The sequence below is a fragment of the Streptosporangium amethystogenes subsp. fukuiense genome, assembly GCF_042665875.1.
Taxonomy (GTDB): domain Bacteria; phylum Actinomycetota; class Actinomycetes; order Streptosporangiales; family Streptosporangiaceae; genus Streptosporangium; species Streptosporangium fukuiense.
Genome location: NZ_JBHTEE010000001.1, coordinates 9,377,009 through 9,393,214, shown reverse-complemented (window position 1 = coordinate 9,393,214; position 16,206 = coordinate 9,377,009). Strand labels below are relative to the sequence as shown.

Sequence of the window (16,206 nt, the reverse complement as noted above, 5' to 3'; positions counted from 1 at the left end):
CCGCCCGGCAGCGGAGACAAGCCGAGGAAGTGCTGTTCTTGTTCAGGGCAACCGCGCCGCGATCCGCCTGTCCGCCACGCTCGTCGGGATCAAGACGAGCCCGACCGATACGGTCTAGGAGATCTTGCGGCGGTAGGTGTTCATGGCGAAGGCGTAGGCGACGATGAGGATGCCGACACACCAGGCCAGGGCGATCCAGATGTCGGTGCCGACCGGCTGCTGGGTGAACAGGTCGCGGATGGCGTTGACGATGGAGGTCACCGGCTGGTGCTCGGCGAAGACGCGTAGCGGGCCGGGCATGGTGTCGGTGGGCACGAACGCCGAGCTGAGGAAGGGCAGGAAGATGAGCGGGTAGGAGAACGCGCTCGCGCCGTCCACGGACTTCGCGGACAGACCGGCGATGACGGCGAGCCACGTCAACGCCAGGGTGAACAGGATCAGCATGCCGGCGACCGCGAGCCACGCCGGCACTCCCGCCCCCGAGCGGAAACCCATGAGCAGGGCGACGAGCACGACGACCACGAGCGAGATCAGATTGGCGACCAGCGAGGTCAGCACGTGCGCCCACAGCACCGACGACCGCGCGATCGGCATGGACTGGAAGCGCTCGAAGATGCCGCCCTTCATGTCCATAAACAGCCGGAACGCGGTGTAGGCGATGCCCGAGGCAACCGTGATGAGCAGAATGCCGGGCAGCAGGTAGTTCACATACGAGACCGACCCTGTGTCGATCGCGCCGCCGAACACGTAGACGAACATCAGCAGCATGGCGATCGGCATGATCGCGGTCGTGACGATGGTGTCCACGCTGCGTGTGATGTGGCGCAGGGAGCGTCCTAGCAGGACGGCGGTGTCGCCGAAGAAATGCTTGCTCATCGTTGTTCCTTACTTGCGTACCGAGATGCGGTGTTTGCCGGCGTCGCCGTCCTTGCCGTCGGCACCGACGAGCGCGAGGAAGATGTCCTCCAGGGTCGGTTGCTTCTCGACGTATTCGACCTTGGCGGGCGGGAGTAGCTGCTTGAGCTCGGACAGGGTGCCGTTCACGATGATCCGGCCCTGGTGGAGGATCGCGATCTGGTCGGCGAGGTGTTCGGCCTCGTCCAGGTACTGCGTGGTGAGCAGCACCGTCGTGCCTTGGGCGGCGAGTTCCTTGACCGCCTGCCACACCTCGATGCGCGCCTGGGGGTCGAGCCCGGTCGTCGGCTCGTCGAGGAAGACGACCGGCGGATTGCCGATGAGGCTCATCGCGATGTCCAGGCGGCGGCGCATGCCGCCCGAGTACGTCGACACCTTCCGGGCGCCCGCGTCGGTCAGCGAGAAACGCTCGAGCAGGTCATCGGCGATCTGGCCGGGATTCTTGAGATGCCGTAACCGGGCGACCAGCACGAGGTTCTCCCGCCCGCTGAGGATCTCGTCGACGGCGGCGAACTGTCCGGTGAGGCTGATGGACTCCCGCACGTTCGCGGCCTGCGTGGCGACGTCGAAGCCGTTGACGCGGGTGGTCCCGGCGTCGGCCTTGAGCAGCGTGGACAGGATCTTCACGACCGTGGTCTTGCCCGCCCCGTTCGAGCCGAGCAGGGCGAAGATGCTGCCTCGTGCCACGGTGAAGTCCACGCCGCGCAGCACATGCAGTTCCTTGTACGACTTCTCCAGGCCTTGCACCTGAATCGCCTGGGCTTGCTGTGTCGTCATCAGTCTGTCCTGTCCTTTCTTGCGGTGTTTTCGCCGGCGGCGCGTTCGATGGCGCTGGTGAAGCGGTTCCGCTCCCGGGTTCTGTACTGCCCGATCGGGTAGTTGGCCACGAACGCCTCCACGAACTCCACGGGGTCTTCCCCGAAGATGTCGCGGATCGGGGTTCCGTCCGCCGCGCTCTGTTCGAACAGATCGGCAAGATCCTCATACATCGCCATCGCGCCGGCGCCGTCCGCCGGCCCGAAGTGCATCAGGTACCGCTCCAGCGCTTCGACGGCCGTGCGACAGTTCTCGGGAAGCTGCTTGATGCGCGCCTTGTACTGCCGGTAGCGCCGCTTGTCCTCGAGCGACCCGGTGAGGATCTCCAGGTACTGCAGGTAGCGGCTCTTCGGCTCGGTCGACCCTGTGACCACGTCTACTTATCTCCTTCTCGGAGTTGTTCGAGCCTCTCGGTGAGGAAGCTCCAGTTCCTCCAGAACTCTTCGAGGTACTCCCGTCCTTGAGCGTTCAGGGAGTACACCTTGCGCGGCGGCCCCTTCTCGGACGGGACCTTCTCCACGTCGACGAGGCCGCGCTGCTCGACCCTGACGAGCAGCGCGTAGATGGTGCCCTCGGCGATGTCGGAGAAGCCCTGCTCCCGCAGCCACGCCGTGATCTCGTAGCCGTACGCGGGCCGACCGGACAGGATCGCCAGGACGATGCCCTCCAGCGTTCCCTTGAGCATCTCCGTCAGTTGCTTGCCCACGGAACACCCCCCTCAGCTACTCGGTGTCGCTAACTACTGGTACAAAGTAACACCGACTACCAGTACCTAGCAACACCGAATAGCTGAGGGGCAATCGGGGGCCGCAAGCATGTGGGTGCGGGCGGCCTGATCGCTGCTCGCGAGCGAGCCCGTCGCCGACATCTGCCCGCACACCGGCCGCGCCCGCCTCGGCGAGGCCGACGTCCCGCTGCAGCTCATCATGGGCAAGACCCGGCACAAGAACCCCCGCACCGCCATGCGCTACGTCAAACCCGGCCCCGAAGCCATCGCCAAGATCACCACCATCCTCGGCCCACCCCGCCGCACCCAGTGACCATGCCGTCAACCAGCCGGAAGACCCTTCAAGATCATCCCAATGTGGGTTTTGGGCTTATGTGGGCTGCCCCCCTGGTACGGCTGCGGTGGACGACGACCTCGTCCCCACGCCCCGGATACGCCATGATCAGCAGCCGTTGCCCGCCGTACTTCTCGCCCTTCCAGGGGAGCCAGGCGTAGTGGACGCGGATCCGGTAGTCGCCCCTGCCCCGGACGGCGAGGTTGGGCAGTTCGGGACCACCCATCGCGTCGGCGAGTCTGATCTTTCCGGTCGGGCTGCGGTAGCCGACCTCGACGACGTGGTGCCAGCCCCTGGTCTCCACCGGCGGACGGCGCCGGTAGGTCTCGGTCGTGACACAGATCGAGTAGTCGGAGTGAACACCGACCATCAGATGACCGGGGAGCGCGGCCACCAGCTCGTTCTTGTTCAGCAGGTCGAGCAGGCCGTCCTCGTAGGGATCGCCGTCGTCGCTACCCGGCTCGTACGACTCCAGGACCCCGTAGTCCGTCCACAGGGGTTCCTTGTGCACCGACACCGACACGGGCCTGATCAGGGGGCGGTGCCGGGGTGCCTCGTCGCACTTGCGCTGCTCCTCGGCCTCCCACTCCAGCATCTCGCGCTTCTCGGCGTCCCTCGCGGCCTGGACGGTCTCGGCGGCGCGCGGGCAGACGTCGGCCAGGAGGCCGGAGAGCGTGCGCACGTCGAGGCCATCGAGCTCGCGGACGCGGGCGAGTTCTCGCGGATCGTTTCGCGTGTAGACGCCGCACAACCGGTGTCCGTACGCCACCAGCGCCTGGTCGGGGATGCTCCGCGCGGACGGCAGCGCGTCGGATGTCCGCACCGTGCACACGAAGGCCCGCTCGCCGGTCGGCGGAGGCGTCCTGGGTTCGCCGCCCGCGCTCCGCCCGCGCTCGGGCGGCTCGCAGTCGCCGCGCGAGGTGACCTGGCCGCGCACCTGGTCCGCCACCGGGAGCAGGCAGAGCGTCACGACCGACGCGACGCACGCCACGGCCACCCGGTACGGCGAACGCGGGGCCGTCCGCGGGCCGTACAGGAAGATCAGGATGAGCGCGGACGCGGTGAGGGCGGCGCTGTGCCAGAGCGGCGGGACACTGAAGAAGATCTCACCGCTCGCCGGGTCGGGGGCGAAGGTCCCGTCGGGATACATCCGCATGTTGTCGTACCAGAACCTCGTTCCGTCGCCCGCCGAGCCGGCGGGGGCGTGGTCCGAGGTGACCGCGGTGACGACTCCGACGGCGGCGGCGAAGAGCAGCAGGCTCACCGCCGTCCACAGGGAGCGGCGCGTCCTGCGGACCACCGTGACCAGGACCAGGACGCCGAGACCACCGACCCCGACCAGCAGGTCGAAGTACCCCCAGAACGGGCTGAGTCCCCAGAGATGCGTGCGGACGAAGGACTCGATTATCCCCTGCGGGCCGATCCAGAACGGCAGGCCGTGGGCGAGGTTGACCGCCACCGGGAGCAGCGGCAGCACGACGGCCATGACCGGCAGCGGCCACCAGCCGAACGGGGCCCTGATCCGCTTCTTCTCCGTCCGTACGCGCCTGGTGTGCGGGCCGGCGAGGTCATGGGCGGACCGGGCCAGCCAGACCGGCTGGAAAAGGTTGGCCACGCCCCAGAACACCAGGATGGCGGAGTGATCATCGATGAAGGCGAATGCCAGCGGTGCGACGAAGAACGGCAGCACCATGGACGCCACTCCCGACCACACGGTGCCCCTGCCCCACCTGCCGTCCCTGGCCTGGGCCACGAGGGTCAGCAACATCCAGAGCAGCCAGGTCAACCCGTCCAGTTGGACGATCTCGAAGCCCCCTTCGAGGCTCCGCAGATCGAGAAGGCCGAACACCTCCTCACCGATCGAGCCCGCCACGACGAGCGTCCCGGCCACCAGCGCGGTGAGCCGTAGCGCGCGGGAGGCGCCGTCCAGCACCCGGTAGAACAGCACCACCAGGGCGAGCTGTCCGAGATCTTCCAGGTCGTAGGTCCGCCAAGGCAGATAGGCCGCGAACCAATCAAGCGAAAAGAGGGCCACATTGACATAGAGCGCCACCCGCAGCAGGCGGACGGCCCTCCCCTGCTCGCCGATCTCCCCGGCGACCCGCCCGCGGAGGATCTGCCACAGCGCCCAGCCCTGCGCCGCACCGACCAGGAGCAGGAACAGCACCTGCCGGCCCGCGCCCGGCTCTCCCGGGAGAACCAGCAGCAGCCGGAGAACCCTGTCGTCACCGCTCACCAGCGCGACGACCCCGAATGCGACCACCGCGGCCAGATACTGAGAATGAAAGCTCGGCGTGACGCGCGATCATGCCGCTGACCTGCAGTGATAGATACCCTTCGGGTAACGTCCACCTTTGATCGTCAGTAACCGCCCACGACGAATGCGGCGAGCCATCCGAAACGATATCGACGGCCGGAACGGATGGAACGCATATGTACTTCCCGGGGGGCGAGAAAGCGAACAAAGCGCTCAACCCTAATCGAGCACCGACCCCGGATGTACTTTCACGCCACCGCCGGTACGATCCAGATCTCTCCAACCGCGCTTTCATCCCGGCCACAAGGCGGGCGTCCTGCCCGCGGCGTCGGATACCCCGGAAAGCCGGGTCAGACGGTGCCGGTTTTTACCGCGGTGACCGCCATCGTGGTGTAGGGCATCGTGAAGCCGCCCCCGATCGCGTCGATGGCGGCCCCGACGCCTGCCAGCACTTCGGCCAGTTTGTCCGCCGGGAGCCGGGTGAGGCCACCGGTCGTGGGCAGCAGATCCAGCCACTCGTCGCGGGTGTAGAACCGCTCCCAGTCGAATCGCCACCGCTCCGGGTCGCCGAACTCGCCCGCCTTTCGGATTCCGTCGGCGAACATGGTGAACATCTCCTGGTAGGTGTCCAGGCCCTGCTTCGGCGACCGGCCGTTGAACGGCGAGTCGGGCACCACCCGCCGATAGACCGCCGTGAAGGCCTCCGCGACGGCGGGCGGAGGCTCGAAGACGTGCGCGAACACCGCCAGCCGGCCGCCGGGCCGCAGGATCTGGGCCGCCTTCACGGCGCCCGCGACCGGGTCCACCCAGTGCCAGGCCTGGCCCGCGACGACCGCGTCGAACGTCCGGCCGGCCGGATCCCAGGCTTCGAACGTCGCCACCTGCACGTCGACCCCGCTGTGCCGCGCGAACTCGGCCATCCGCTCATCGGGGTCGACACCCAGCACCGTGCAGCCGGCCGTCTGGAACTGCCGGGCCGCTATGCCGGTGCCGCAGCCGACGTCCAGGACGTCTGGCCCGGGACTGGCCGCGACGATCCGCGCCACGAGGGCGTCGGGATAGCGGGGCCGGGCCCGGTCGTAGCGTTCGGCGTCCGCCCCGAACGACTCCGCCATCTGTCTGGCCTGGTGCGGCTCATTCTCTGAAGGGCGCGATTGTCCCTGCGCTGTAGTGGGCATGCGCCCACTATAGTGGGCGCATGCCCACTTGTCGGCAGGGTAACGTTCGCGGTGAGCATAAGGAGGAACGCGCGGTGCCGACCGGAGTGCACATCCGTGACGCCCGCCGGCAACTGTTCGACGCCGCCGAGCGCGTCCTGCTTCAGGACGGGCCGAACGCGTTGACCAGCCGTGCGGTCACCACCGAGGCGGGCGTCGCCAAGGGCGTCCTGCACCGGCACTTCGCCGACTTCGACGACTTCCTCGCCGAGCTCGTACGGGGCCGTATCGCCCGGATCGACGACCAGGCAGCCGCCTTGCGCGCGTCCGCCGGGACCGGCACCGTCGCCGGCAACCTCACCGGCGCGCTGATGGACCTGTTCGACCCGATCGCGGTGGCGATCACCGGTCTCGTCATCTTCCGGGACGAGCTGCGCGCCCGGCTGCGCCACGCCAGGCCGGGCCACGGCATCCCGGTCATGACGGAAGCCGTGGCCATGATCGCCTGCTACCTCAACGACGAATGCGAGCTGGGCCGCATCGCGGCCGACGCCGACGTCGACGCGCTCGCCCTCTCACTGATCGGGGCCGGGCACCTGCTGTTCGCCGGCCGGGAAGGCGCCCCGGTGGAGGCCGGAGCCGTCGGCAAGGTCGTGACCGCGGTCATCGCCGACGTCGTACAGAGACGGCTGCTGTGAACCACTGAACCGCCTGACGCATGGCATTACGGGGCAGCCTGGTCGCCGTTCGCGGGACTCCTCACCACCCAGGCGTTCTGCGAGACCGGTGCTGAGACTCCCCGGACCCGTGCGCACGGTCCACCTCGGCGTCCGGTCGCATCGACCCGAGCCGAGGCCGAGCACGGGCTACACCGTCGGTGACCAGGGCGCGGATCCGCGTTCGGACCGGTGAACGAGGCCACGTCATCAGTGGTCTCGGTAGACTCCCAGCCGACGTGGCCGAGGTCTGTGAAGACCAGAACGGCGAAGTTCGACGGACGCCCGCTCGCGAAGGGCCGAGCATCGCGGTCAACGCACCGGAGCGCCGGGCTTCCCCCGTTCTGAAACCTGGCCGACACTGAACGCATGTCGAGACGCACACTGGTCTGGTCGGGCGTAACCGTGGCGCTGGCGGCCCTGGTCGCGCTGGGGTGGTATTTCATCGCGGTCGGCCTGGATCGCGCCGACAAGCTCGCCAGCGTGCTCGGCGCCTTCGTCGGACTGCTGGGGCTGGGGCTGGCGGTTTTCGGCGCCGTTTCTTCACCTCCCAAAGACACCGAGTCCGGCGGTGTGCACAACGAGATCAGTGGCACCGTGCACGGTAACGCGGTGCAGGCCAGGGATATCGAAGGTGGGATCACCTTCGATGCCCCAAAGCCCTACAGACCACAGGAAATGGACTGATCGTCCTTCGACAGCCCCGATCAGCCGTCCTCGTACCGGCTGTCGTAGACCGTGAGCCATGCAATCCGGGCGCCGCCGATGGAGTCCCGGTCGGCGATGACGCCCTTCTCATTAAATATGAGACTTTGTGGCAGTAGATAATCCCGCACGCACCGTTACTGCCGTGATGTTCTCGGCGTCTCCGAAGTCCACGGACAACCAGAATCAAGCACTGAAGTGCTGGATGTCGGAATATGCAGCCGTACTGCGGACCCGGAAAATGTCCACTGATCGATGACCGGCAGGTCGAGGCCGGTTCGGCGTCAAACCTTCGTCACCATACGCATCGAAAATCGGCAGGCAGATGTCGTGAACACCTTCCACTCAGCTCGTCTGTCCGCCGTTTCGGACAGACGGTTTGTTTTTTCGGCCATGTTCGCGCGATAATCCCCCTATTCCGTTGTCCCGGGGTGCCGTCCAACATATGCTCCGCACAGATAGAACGCACAGCCAAGCCAAGTGGAGGCGGGCATGGCTCGTTCCTGGGAAGCCGACCCTTCCGCGTCATTCGAGCGGCGATTAGGGAAGTCGGCCAAAGAGTTAGACAGTTCGGACGGCCGCGACGAATGCCCAGATATCTGGCAACTCGACAACGGTGACATCGCAGTGATCGGCAGGGACCTCACCGCCGCCTACAGCCCCCGCCTGCCGGAGGGCGTGTCCCTCGCCCCGGATGAGCGACTGGTCGTCATCCCGGGCATCATGCTCAGCGCGGCGAAGGCGGACATCGCCGATGCTTGATCCCCGCGCCCCCTTCCTCGTTCCCGCACAGGGCGAAAGGCTCGTCAGGGACGCCTACCGACGCGACTTCCGGCACCGGGACGCGCAGATTCACAACCGGGACTCCTGGAAGTTCGAGCGGCGGCAGCACTTCGAGGAACAGGGCAGTCCCAGCCGTGACGCGTTTCGCCGGGGCGACTGGGAGGAAGCGCTTCGGCTTCTCGACGAAAGGCGAGAGGACCTGCTCGCGGTCGCCCGGGAGGACGAACGCCGCGGTTCCTTCTTCCACCGGGTACGCGTGGTCGAGACGCCGCTCACGCCATATATGCGATGGGAACTGCACTCGCTGCGACTGCGCGCCGAATGCGGTGAGCGGGTTCGCGTGGTCGGCGTGGAAAAGGTGGCGGCCTCGGAGAGGACCGCTCCACTGCCGGAAGTGGTCATCCTCGGCGGCCGAACCCTCTACCACGTTCTCTACACCGAAACCGGCGTCCCGAACGGCGCGGTTCGCTACACCGATCCCGGCCTGATCGGCGGCTGGGAAAAATACCTCAAAAGCCTCTATGAGGCCGGTGAAGATGTGATGTCCTACTTCGACCGCGAGGTGGCACACCTTCCCTCGCCCACGACGAAAGCGGAGTAGGCGTCAAAAAGCCCGGAGAAGACGAGAAGCGCCCCGGCAGTTCGCATTCCGAGCTGTCGGGGTCTTCGCGTGATGTCGTACAGGCCAGGGACGTCAGTGGCGGAGTCCACTTCCACGAGCACGGCAGACCGGACCGGAGCGGCTCCGCGAACCTCACCCCACGGCAGCTACCGGCCGATGTGCGCGGGTTCGTCAACCGCACCGGCGAGTTCGAAGAGCTGAACACGATCCTGATCGGCGAAGACGGCGATCCGCGGGTCATCTCGGTGTGCGTGATCGCCGGGACCGCGGGCGTGGGGAAGACGTCCCTCGCGCTGCGCTGGGCCTATCAGGTCCGGGACCGTTTTCCCGACGGGCAGCTCTACATCAATCTCCGCGGCTACGACCCGGGCGAGCCGGTCACCGCCCGGGATGCCCTGCACCGTTTCCTGGTCGCTCTCGGCGTCCGCGCCCATTCCGTGCCGCAGGATCCCGACGCCGCCGCCGCGCTCTACCGCTCGCGGCTGGCCGGCCGCCGGGTGCTGGTCGTCCTGGACAACGCGGCGACACCGGACCAGGTCCGTCCGCTGCTGCCCGGGAGCGCGGGCTGTCTGACCGTCGTCACCAGCCGCAACCGCCTGTCAAGCCTTGCCGTACGCGACGGGGCCCACCGGCTGACGCTGGGCACGCTGCCCGAGCCGGAGGCCGTCGCGCTGCTGCGGGCCGTCACCGCCGGATACCGGCCGGAGGACGACGAGGACAAGCTCACCGAGCTGGCCCGGTTGTGCGCCCGGCTGCCGCTTGCCCTGCGCATCGCCGCCGAGCGCGCCGTCAGCTACCCGCACATGCGGCTGGACGACCTGATCGCCGACCTGCGTGACGAGTCCGCCCTGTGGGACGCCCTGAGCACGGGAGACGACGAAGAGGCTGGAGCCGTCCGTACGGTGTTCGCGTGGTCCTACCGCGCCCTACCGGAGCAGGCCGCCCGGCTGTTCCGCCTGCTGGGCCTGCACCCGGGCCCCGAGTTCGGCCTCCACGCCGCCGCAGCCCTCGCCGGGCTGCCTCCCAGCCGGACCCGGCAACTCCTTGACTCCCTGGTCGGCGCTCATCTGCTGGAGCAGGCGGCCCCGGACCGCTACCAGTTCCACGACCTGTTGCGCGCCTACGCCGCCGACCAGGCACAGCGGGAGGAGCCGCCCGAAGAACAGGAGGTCGCGCTGCGCCGGGTGCTGGACTGGTACCTGCACACCGCCGACGCCGCCCAGAGCTGGATCAGCCCCGCCGAAGCCCGGCTGGAACTCGCCCCACCGGCGGACGGCACGCATCCGCTGGGCTTCTCCGACTACAACGCCGCCGTGGACTGGTCCGAGCGCGACCACACGAGCCTTCTGCAGGCTGTCAGGGCCGCCGCCTCGACCGGGCAGGACCGGCTCACCTGGCAGTTGTCGGCCGTCCTGTCGAACGCGCAGTCCCCTTCGACTCCGGTCGCCGACTGGCTGGCCGTGGGCCGCCTGGGGCTGGCGGCGGCCGGACGGCTGGGCGACCGCGTCGCGGAAGGGCAACTGCTCACGGAGCTGGGCATGGGATACACCCGGATCAATCGCCTGACCGAGAGCCTCGAATGCCATCGGAACGCACTGGCGATCTGGCGTGAGCTGGGTGACCGGCTCGGCGAGGCGCACTCGCTCAACCTGATCGGACTGGCGCATCTCCGCACGAGGCGGCTGGACGACGCCGCACGGCACTTCGAGCAGGCCGCCGTCGCCTTCCAGGAGCAGGACTCCGCTCACTGGGAGGCCACCATGCTGTCCAACCTCGCCAGTACCCACTACCACGCGGGCCGCCTGCCGGAGGCCGAGGACGCCGTCCGGCGTGCTCTCGCCGCACATCGATCCCTGGACAACCAGCGTGGTGAGGGCAATGTCCTGCGCCTGATGAGCGACCTGCAGTGCGAGCGGGGAGAGGTGGAGGAGGCCATGAAGTCGGCTCAGGCCGCGCTGGACATCGCCCTCGGCCTCCGCCACCACCGGCTGGAGGGTTTCTGGCTCATCACCCTCGGCAACGCCCAGCGGGCCGACGGCCGGTTCGCCGACGCGCTGGGTTCCTATCACCGCTCCGCCACGCTCCATCGCCGCCTCGGTGACCGCAGCCGGGAGGCGCTGGCCTGGCACGGCGCGGGCGAGACCTACCGCCGCCTCGGCCGCCACGAGGAGGCGGCCGACTTCCACCGCCAGGCCGCCGCCGTCCATCACGAGCTCGGCGACGCCTGGCACGAGGCCCTGGCCCTCGACGGCCTGGCCGCGGCTCTGCTCCACGAGGACCCGGAGGCGGCCCACCGGCACTGGACGAAGACACTGAGCCTCCTCTCCGGCTACGACGACCCGCGCGCGGTGGCGGTACGCGATCGCATCGAACTGCGGGCGACGGAGACGAACTGAGCCGAATAGCGTGAGCCGTAGAACACACCAGGCGTTCGGTCGTCATGTGGCTCTGGTTGGGGCGATTCGCTTTCCAGCAGGGGTCTCTGGCTTCACCATGGCAGCATGACGATGCGGCGGAAGCTCCGCGTGGGAGTCGTGATGGCCGGGGCGGGGGCCGTTCTGGGGGTGCTGGGCGCGGTCTTCACAGTGATCGGCCTGGAGCAGGCCGATCGGCTGGCCAGCGTGCTGGGGGTCTTCATCGGCCTGGCCGGGCTCGGCGTCTCGGTGTACGGGCTGCGCCACCCGGCCGGGCAGGCGCCCTTCGATCACGGGGTCGCATCCCCAGCCGGTATCGCGTCGTCCCTCCCCGGGCCCGCGGTTCGGCACGGTGAATCGCCTGGTTCCGCTGCCGAACCTGCCGGACCGGCCGAACCCGCCGAATCTGCCGGACCCACTGGACCTGCCGGACCCGCCGAACCTGTCAGACCGCCCGCTCCGCGTTCCGAGGTCGCTCGCCGGTACGGCGGGGACCACATGGAGTTCCACGGCGGCACCTTCCACGGCCCCGTCACCGGCAAGAGCGTGGGTCGTCAGGGGAACGGCCCGGGTGACGATGGCTCAACCTGATCCGGACGCCGGAGAGAGCGGTGAGAGCCGGTACGACGGGGACCACGTGGAGTTCCACGACAACACCTTCTACGGCCCGGTCGCCGGCACGGTCGCCTACCATGATCACCAGCACCACCATCCGGTCTCCCCTCAGGCGGAACAGCTCTGGACGGGCAGCCCGTACCGGGGCCTGGCGCCGTTCGGGGAAGCCGACGCGGAGGTGTTCTACGGTCGCGAGCAGGTCACCGCCCAGCTGGCACGGATGCTGGCCACCCGGCTGGACGGGCTGGGCATGCTGGTGGTCACCGGGCCGTCCGGGGCGGGCAAGTCCTCGCTGCTGCGGGCCGGGCTACTGCCGTACCTGGCCGACGGCCTGCTGGCCGAGGCGCCGGGGAGCGCGCACTGGCCGCGCCTGGTCATGACGCCCACCGCCGACCCACTGACCGAGCTAGCGCTCCAGTTGTCCGCGCTGACCGGAGCGGATCCACCGGCGGTCCGCCAGAGCCTGGCGAGCCACCCGGACCAGGCCCACCTGATATTCCGCCAGGCCGTACTGGCGCGAACGGATCCGCGCACCGGGGCGGAGGTACGGCAGGCCCGGCTGCTGGTGGTCGTCGACCAGTTCGAGGAGATCTTCACCCTTGTGGCGACGGATGCGGGCACGGCAATGGACACGGGCACGGGGACGGGGACGGGGACGGGGACGGGCGCGGACGGTCTGGAGAACCGGTGGGAGACCGATGCCGGCGCTGCATGGGCGTTCGTCACCGCGCTGCGGGCCGCGGCAGAGACCCCCATCGGCCCCGACCGGCAGCCGGCCGCGCTGGTCGTGGTCGGCGTGCGCGGGGATTTCTGGGACCGGTGCGCTTCCTTCCCTCCTCTCGTCGACGCGCTGCGCGCCGGGCCGTTCACCCTGGCTCCGATGAGCGACTCCGAGCTGCGCCGGGCGATCACCGGCCCGGCCGGACGCGCCGGCCTGCGCCTGGAGGACGGTCTGGCCGACCTGGTCTTGGGGGACCTGCGCACCCTCACCGTGCCCGGCCGCGGAGCGGGGGCCGCCGTCCCCGTTGACGGGCCCGGGGCGGGAGCGCTGCCGCTGTTGTCACAGGCGATGCTGCTGACCTGGCAGCAGCGTACGGGCGACCGGCTGACCCTGAGCGGCTACGGCGCCGCCGGCGGTATCGCCCACGCGGTGCAGACCGGTGCCGAGGCCGCCTACCAACGGCTCACCGGCACGCAGCAGGTCCTGGCCCGGCAGCTCTGCCGGCAGTTGGCCGTCATCACCGGCGACGGGCAGGTCGCACGGCACCGGGCGACCCTCGGTGAGCTGTACGCCGGTCGCGCGGCCGCCGAGATCGGCGACCTGGACGCGGTACTGGAGGTCCTCACCGGCCAGCGCCTCCTGGTCATCGATGGTGACAGCGTCGAACTCGCTCATGACCTGCTGCTGACGGCCTGGCCTCGGCTGTCCGGCTGGCTGCGGGCCGACCTCGACGACCAGATCCTGTACGGGCAGTTGCGCGAGGACGCCGGGGACTGGGAGCGCAACGGCCGCGACCCCTCGTTTCTCTACCGGGGCAGTCGCCTGGCCGCCCTGCGCCAGGTCCGCGACCGTCGGCAGGCAGGCCCGCAGCGCCATCCGCCGCTGACCGCCGTCGCCGTCGAGTTCCTCGCCGCCGCGGACCGGGCCGCCGTCCATGCCGAACAGGCCGCCATCCGGCGCAGACGCCTTGCCCGCCTGGCGGTCGGCGCCCTGGCCCTCATGGCGCTGGTCGCCTCGATCGCCGCCGTGGTCGCCGTCAACGCGGCCGACACCGCCGTCAGGGCACAGAGTAGGGCCGAAGGCCAGCGCAGGGAGGTCGTCTCCCGGTTGCTGTCGGCGCACAGCGACCGGATCGGCGACGACGACCCGACCCTGTCCGGGCTGCTGTCCGCCACCGCCTGGCACTTCACCCACACCGACGAGGCCCGCCACGGCATGATCGCCACCCTGGCCACCGGTATCAGGGCGATCCTGAACAGCCACACCGGTTCCGTCGTCAAGCTGGGGTTCGGCCCGGACGGCACGACGCTGGTCACCGGCAACGAGGACGGCACCGTCCGGCTCTGGGACACGGCCACCAGGAAGCAGGTCGGCGATCCGCTCAAGGGCCATGCCCACCCCGTCTCGGCGATGACGTTCGGCCCGGACGGCACGCTGGTCACCGCGGATCGCCAGGGCGCCGTCTGGCGGTGGGATCTTCGCACCCACCGGCCGATCGGCGACCCGTTCAAAGCACCGGTCGAGCAGACCGGAGCAGTGGCGCTCAACCGGGACGGCACGATCCTGGCCATCGCCCTCGGCGGCACCACCCGGACCATCCGGCTCTGGAACACGACCACCGGAAAACAGCTCGGCGATCTGACCGGCTACGACGACACCACCCGAACGATGGCCTTCAGCCCGGACGGTGCGACGCTGGCCACCAGCGGCGAGTTCGACGGCAGGGTCTGGTTGTGGGACACGGCCACCAGGAAGCAGTTCGCCCTGCTCCTGGGGCACACCTCCCTCGTCACAGCGATGACGTTCAGCCCGGACGGTGCGACGCTGGCCACCGGCGGTGGCGACAACACCGCCCGGCTGTGGAGCGTGTCCACCCGGAAGCAGATCGGTGACCCACTCAGACTCGAAGGGCAGAGTGGCCTGGTCACAGCGGTGGCGTTCAGCCCGGACGGCGGGATACTGTCCACCGGCAGCTCCGAGCATCACATCCAGTTGTGGAACACGGCCACGCAGCATTCGATCGGCGACCCGCTCAGGGGCCATACCGACTACCTCCGGGCGGTGGCGTTCGGCTCCGACGGCACCACCTTGGCCACCGGCGGCGACGACGGCACCACCCGGGTGTGGGACATCACCGCCCATCGGCCGATCGACGATCCACTCGAAGGCCACACCGGCCCTGTCCGGGCGGTGACCCTCAGCCCGGACGGCACCGTCCTGGCCACCGGCGGCGACGACCATACGGTCCGGCTGTGGGACACCGCGACGAGAAAGCAGATCGGTGACCCGCTCGAAGGTCATACCGGCTTACTCCGGGCGGTGACCTTCAGCCCGGACGGCACCGTCCTGGCCACCGGCGGCGACGACCATACGGTCCGGCTGTGGGACACCGCGACGAGAAAGCAGATCGGTGACCCGCTCGAAGGCCACACCGGCAGCGTCGGCATCATGGCCTTCAGCCTTGACGGCACCGTCCTGGCCGTCGGCGACGGCGACACCGTCCGGCGGTGGAACACGGCCACCCGGAAGCCCGTCGGGGACGCGCTCGACATCCCCGACGGTTACGGCACCGTGATGGCTCTCAACCGGGACAGCACGATGCTGGCCGTCGCCAACCGCCAGACCTTCCAGCTCTGGAACATGACCACCCGGCAGGCGACCAGCGAGCCGATCCACAGCTTCCACACCGACATCGATACGCTGGCCTTCAGCCGGAACGGCAAGATCCTGGCCACCGGCAGCCAGGATCGCACCGTACGGCTCTGGAACACGGCCACCCGGCAGGCGATCGGCGACCCGCTCGAAGGCCACACCGACGGCGTCGGCACCATGGCGTTCAGCCCGGACGGCACCGTCCTGGCCACCGGCAGCAAGGATCACACGGTCCGGTTGTGGGACACCGCGACGCGAAGGCAGATCGGCGCCCAGCTCAGCGGACACGGCGAGTACGTCGGCGCCGTGGCGTTCAGCCCGGACGGCACCGTCCTGGCCACCGGCGGTAACGACCGGATCGTCCGGCTGTGGAAGGTGGGCCTCCCCGCGGAGCCTTTGGCTTCACTCTGCGCCATCACGGGCCGCTCCCTCACCGAGGCGGAGTGGAGGCACTACCTCCCTCAGGGCGAACCCTTCCAGGACATCTGCCCCCGGCGGACTCGGTAACGGCGCCACCCGCATCAGACGAGCGCCCTTGACCTGCCACTCTTCCCACAGCGCGGCGATTCCATACAACGCTCGCCTTCCTGAGCTTTGTCGCGCATTATCACCCACGGAAATACGAGACCCTTGATGGCCCATATCGGGAAATAAGCAATTATTTGGCGGATTGCTCGCTTACATGCGAAAATCGCAGGTCAAGCGGCCACTGAAAGGCTGCCAATAATTCTTTTTTCGTTGACATGGCAGGGCGAGAATGACACGTTTATCG

General features: G+C 68.8%; 13 protein-coding genes. 7 read left to right on the top strand and 6 right to left on the bottom strand.

Features of this window, described 5'->3' with window-relative positions; all coding sequences use genetic code 11:
• Positions 1-114: 114 nt before the first annotated feature.
• From ACFQVD_RS41740 to ACFQVD_RS41715, 6 genes are all read right to left on the bottom strand, one after another.
• Positions 115-876: an ABC transporter permease gene (locus ACFQVD_RS41740; RefSeq protein WP_343962709.1), complete on the bottom strand. Its 762-nt coding sequence runs from the start codon at positions 874-876 to the stop codon at positions 115-117.
• A gap of 9 nt (positions 877-885) precedes the next feature.
• A complete protein-coding gene (locus ACFQVD_RS41735) occupies positions 886-1,692 on the bottom strand; it encodes an ABC transporter ATP-binding protein (protein ID WP_343962711.1) in 807 nt (268 codons plus the stop codon).
• The gene (locus tag ACFQVD_RS41730) at positions 1,692-2,105 is read right to left on the bottom strand and encodes a DUF1048 domain-containing protein (RefSeq protein ID WP_343962713.1); all 414 of its coding nucleotides are present in this window, start codon (positions 2,103-2,105) and stop codon (positions 1,692-1,694) included. Before ACFQVD_RS41730 ends, ACFQVD_RS41735 begins: the two co-directional genes overlap by 1 nt.
• A gap of 2 nt (positions 2,106-2,107) precedes the next feature.
• Positions 2,108-2,437, bottom strand: coding sequence for a PadR family transcriptional regulator (locus ACFQVD_RS41725; protein ID WP_343962715.1), 330 nt, complete (start codon positions 2,435-2,437; stop codon positions 2,108-2,110).
• A 368-nt stretch (positions 2,438-2,805) separates the two neighbouring features.
• Positions 2,806-5,055 (bottom strand): hypothetical protein, encoded by a 2,250-nt coding sequence (locus ACFQVD_RS41720; protein ID WP_343962717.1) that lies wholly within the window; start codon positions 5,053-5,055, stop codon positions 2,806-2,808.
• 344 nt (positions 5,056-5,399) lie between these two features.
• Positions 5,400-6,164, bottom strand: coding sequence for a class I SAM-dependent methyltransferase (locus ACFQVD_RS41715; protein WP_343962719.1), 765 nt, complete (start codon positions 6,162-6,164; stop codon positions 5,400-5,402).
• Positions 6,165-6,301: 137 nt separating this feature from the next.
• Here ACFQVD_RS41715 and ACFQVD_RS41710 point away from each other — a divergent pair, with 137 nt between their 5' ends.
• The 7 genes from ACFQVD_RS41710 (at position 6,302) to ACFQVD_RS41680 (ending at position 15,941) form a co-directional block, all read left to right on the top strand.
• Complete coding sequence (locus ACFQVD_RS41710; RefSeq protein WP_343962721.1) at positions 6,302-6,904, top strand: TetR/AcrR family transcriptional regulator; 603 nt, start codon at positions 6,302-6,304, stop codon at positions 6,902-6,904.
• A gap of 387 nt (positions 6,905-7,291) precedes the next feature.
• The gene (locus tag ACFQVD_RS41705; protein WP_343962723.1) at positions 7,292-7,609 is read left to right on the top strand and encodes a hypothetical protein; all 318 of its coding nucleotides are present in this window, start codon (positions 7,292-7,294) and stop codon (positions 7,607-7,609) included.
• A 510-nt stretch (positions 7,610-8,119) separates the two neighbouring features.
• Positions 8,120-8,389, top strand: coding sequence for a hypothetical protein (locus tag ACFQVD_RS41700; RefSeq protein ID WP_343962725.1), 270 nt, complete (start codon positions 8,120-8,122; stop codon positions 8,387-8,389).
• A complete protein-coding gene (locus tag ACFQVD_RS41695) occupies positions 8,382-9,011 on the top strand; it encodes a DUF6879 family protein (protein WP_343962727.1) in 630 nt (209 codons plus the stop codon). The genes ACFQVD_RS41700 and ACFQVD_RS41695 overlap by 8 nt, the downstream gene beginning before the upstream one ends.
• A 179-nt stretch (positions 9,012-9,190) precedes the next feature.
• Positions 9,191-11,428 (top strand): ATP-binding protein, encoded by a 2,238-nt coding sequence (locus ACFQVD_RS41690; RefSeq protein ID WP_343962729.1) that lies wholly within the window; start codon positions 9,191-9,193, stop codon positions 11,426-11,428.
• A 105-nt stretch (positions 11,429-11,533) separates the two neighbouring features.
• Positions 11,534-12,037, top strand: a complete 504-nt coding sequence (locus tag ACFQVD_RS41685) for a hypothetical protein (protein ID WP_343962731.1) — start codon at positions 11,534-11,536, stop codon at positions 12,035-12,037.
• Complete coding sequence (locus ACFQVD_RS41680; protein ID WP_343962733.1) at positions 12,024-15,941, top strand: nSTAND1 domain-containing NTPase; 3,918 nt, start codon at positions 12,024-12,026, stop codon at positions 15,939-15,941. The genes ACFQVD_RS41685 and ACFQVD_RS41680 overlap by 14 nt, the downstream gene beginning before the upstream one ends.
• The last annotated feature ends 265 nt before the right edge of the window (positions 15,942-16,206 follow it).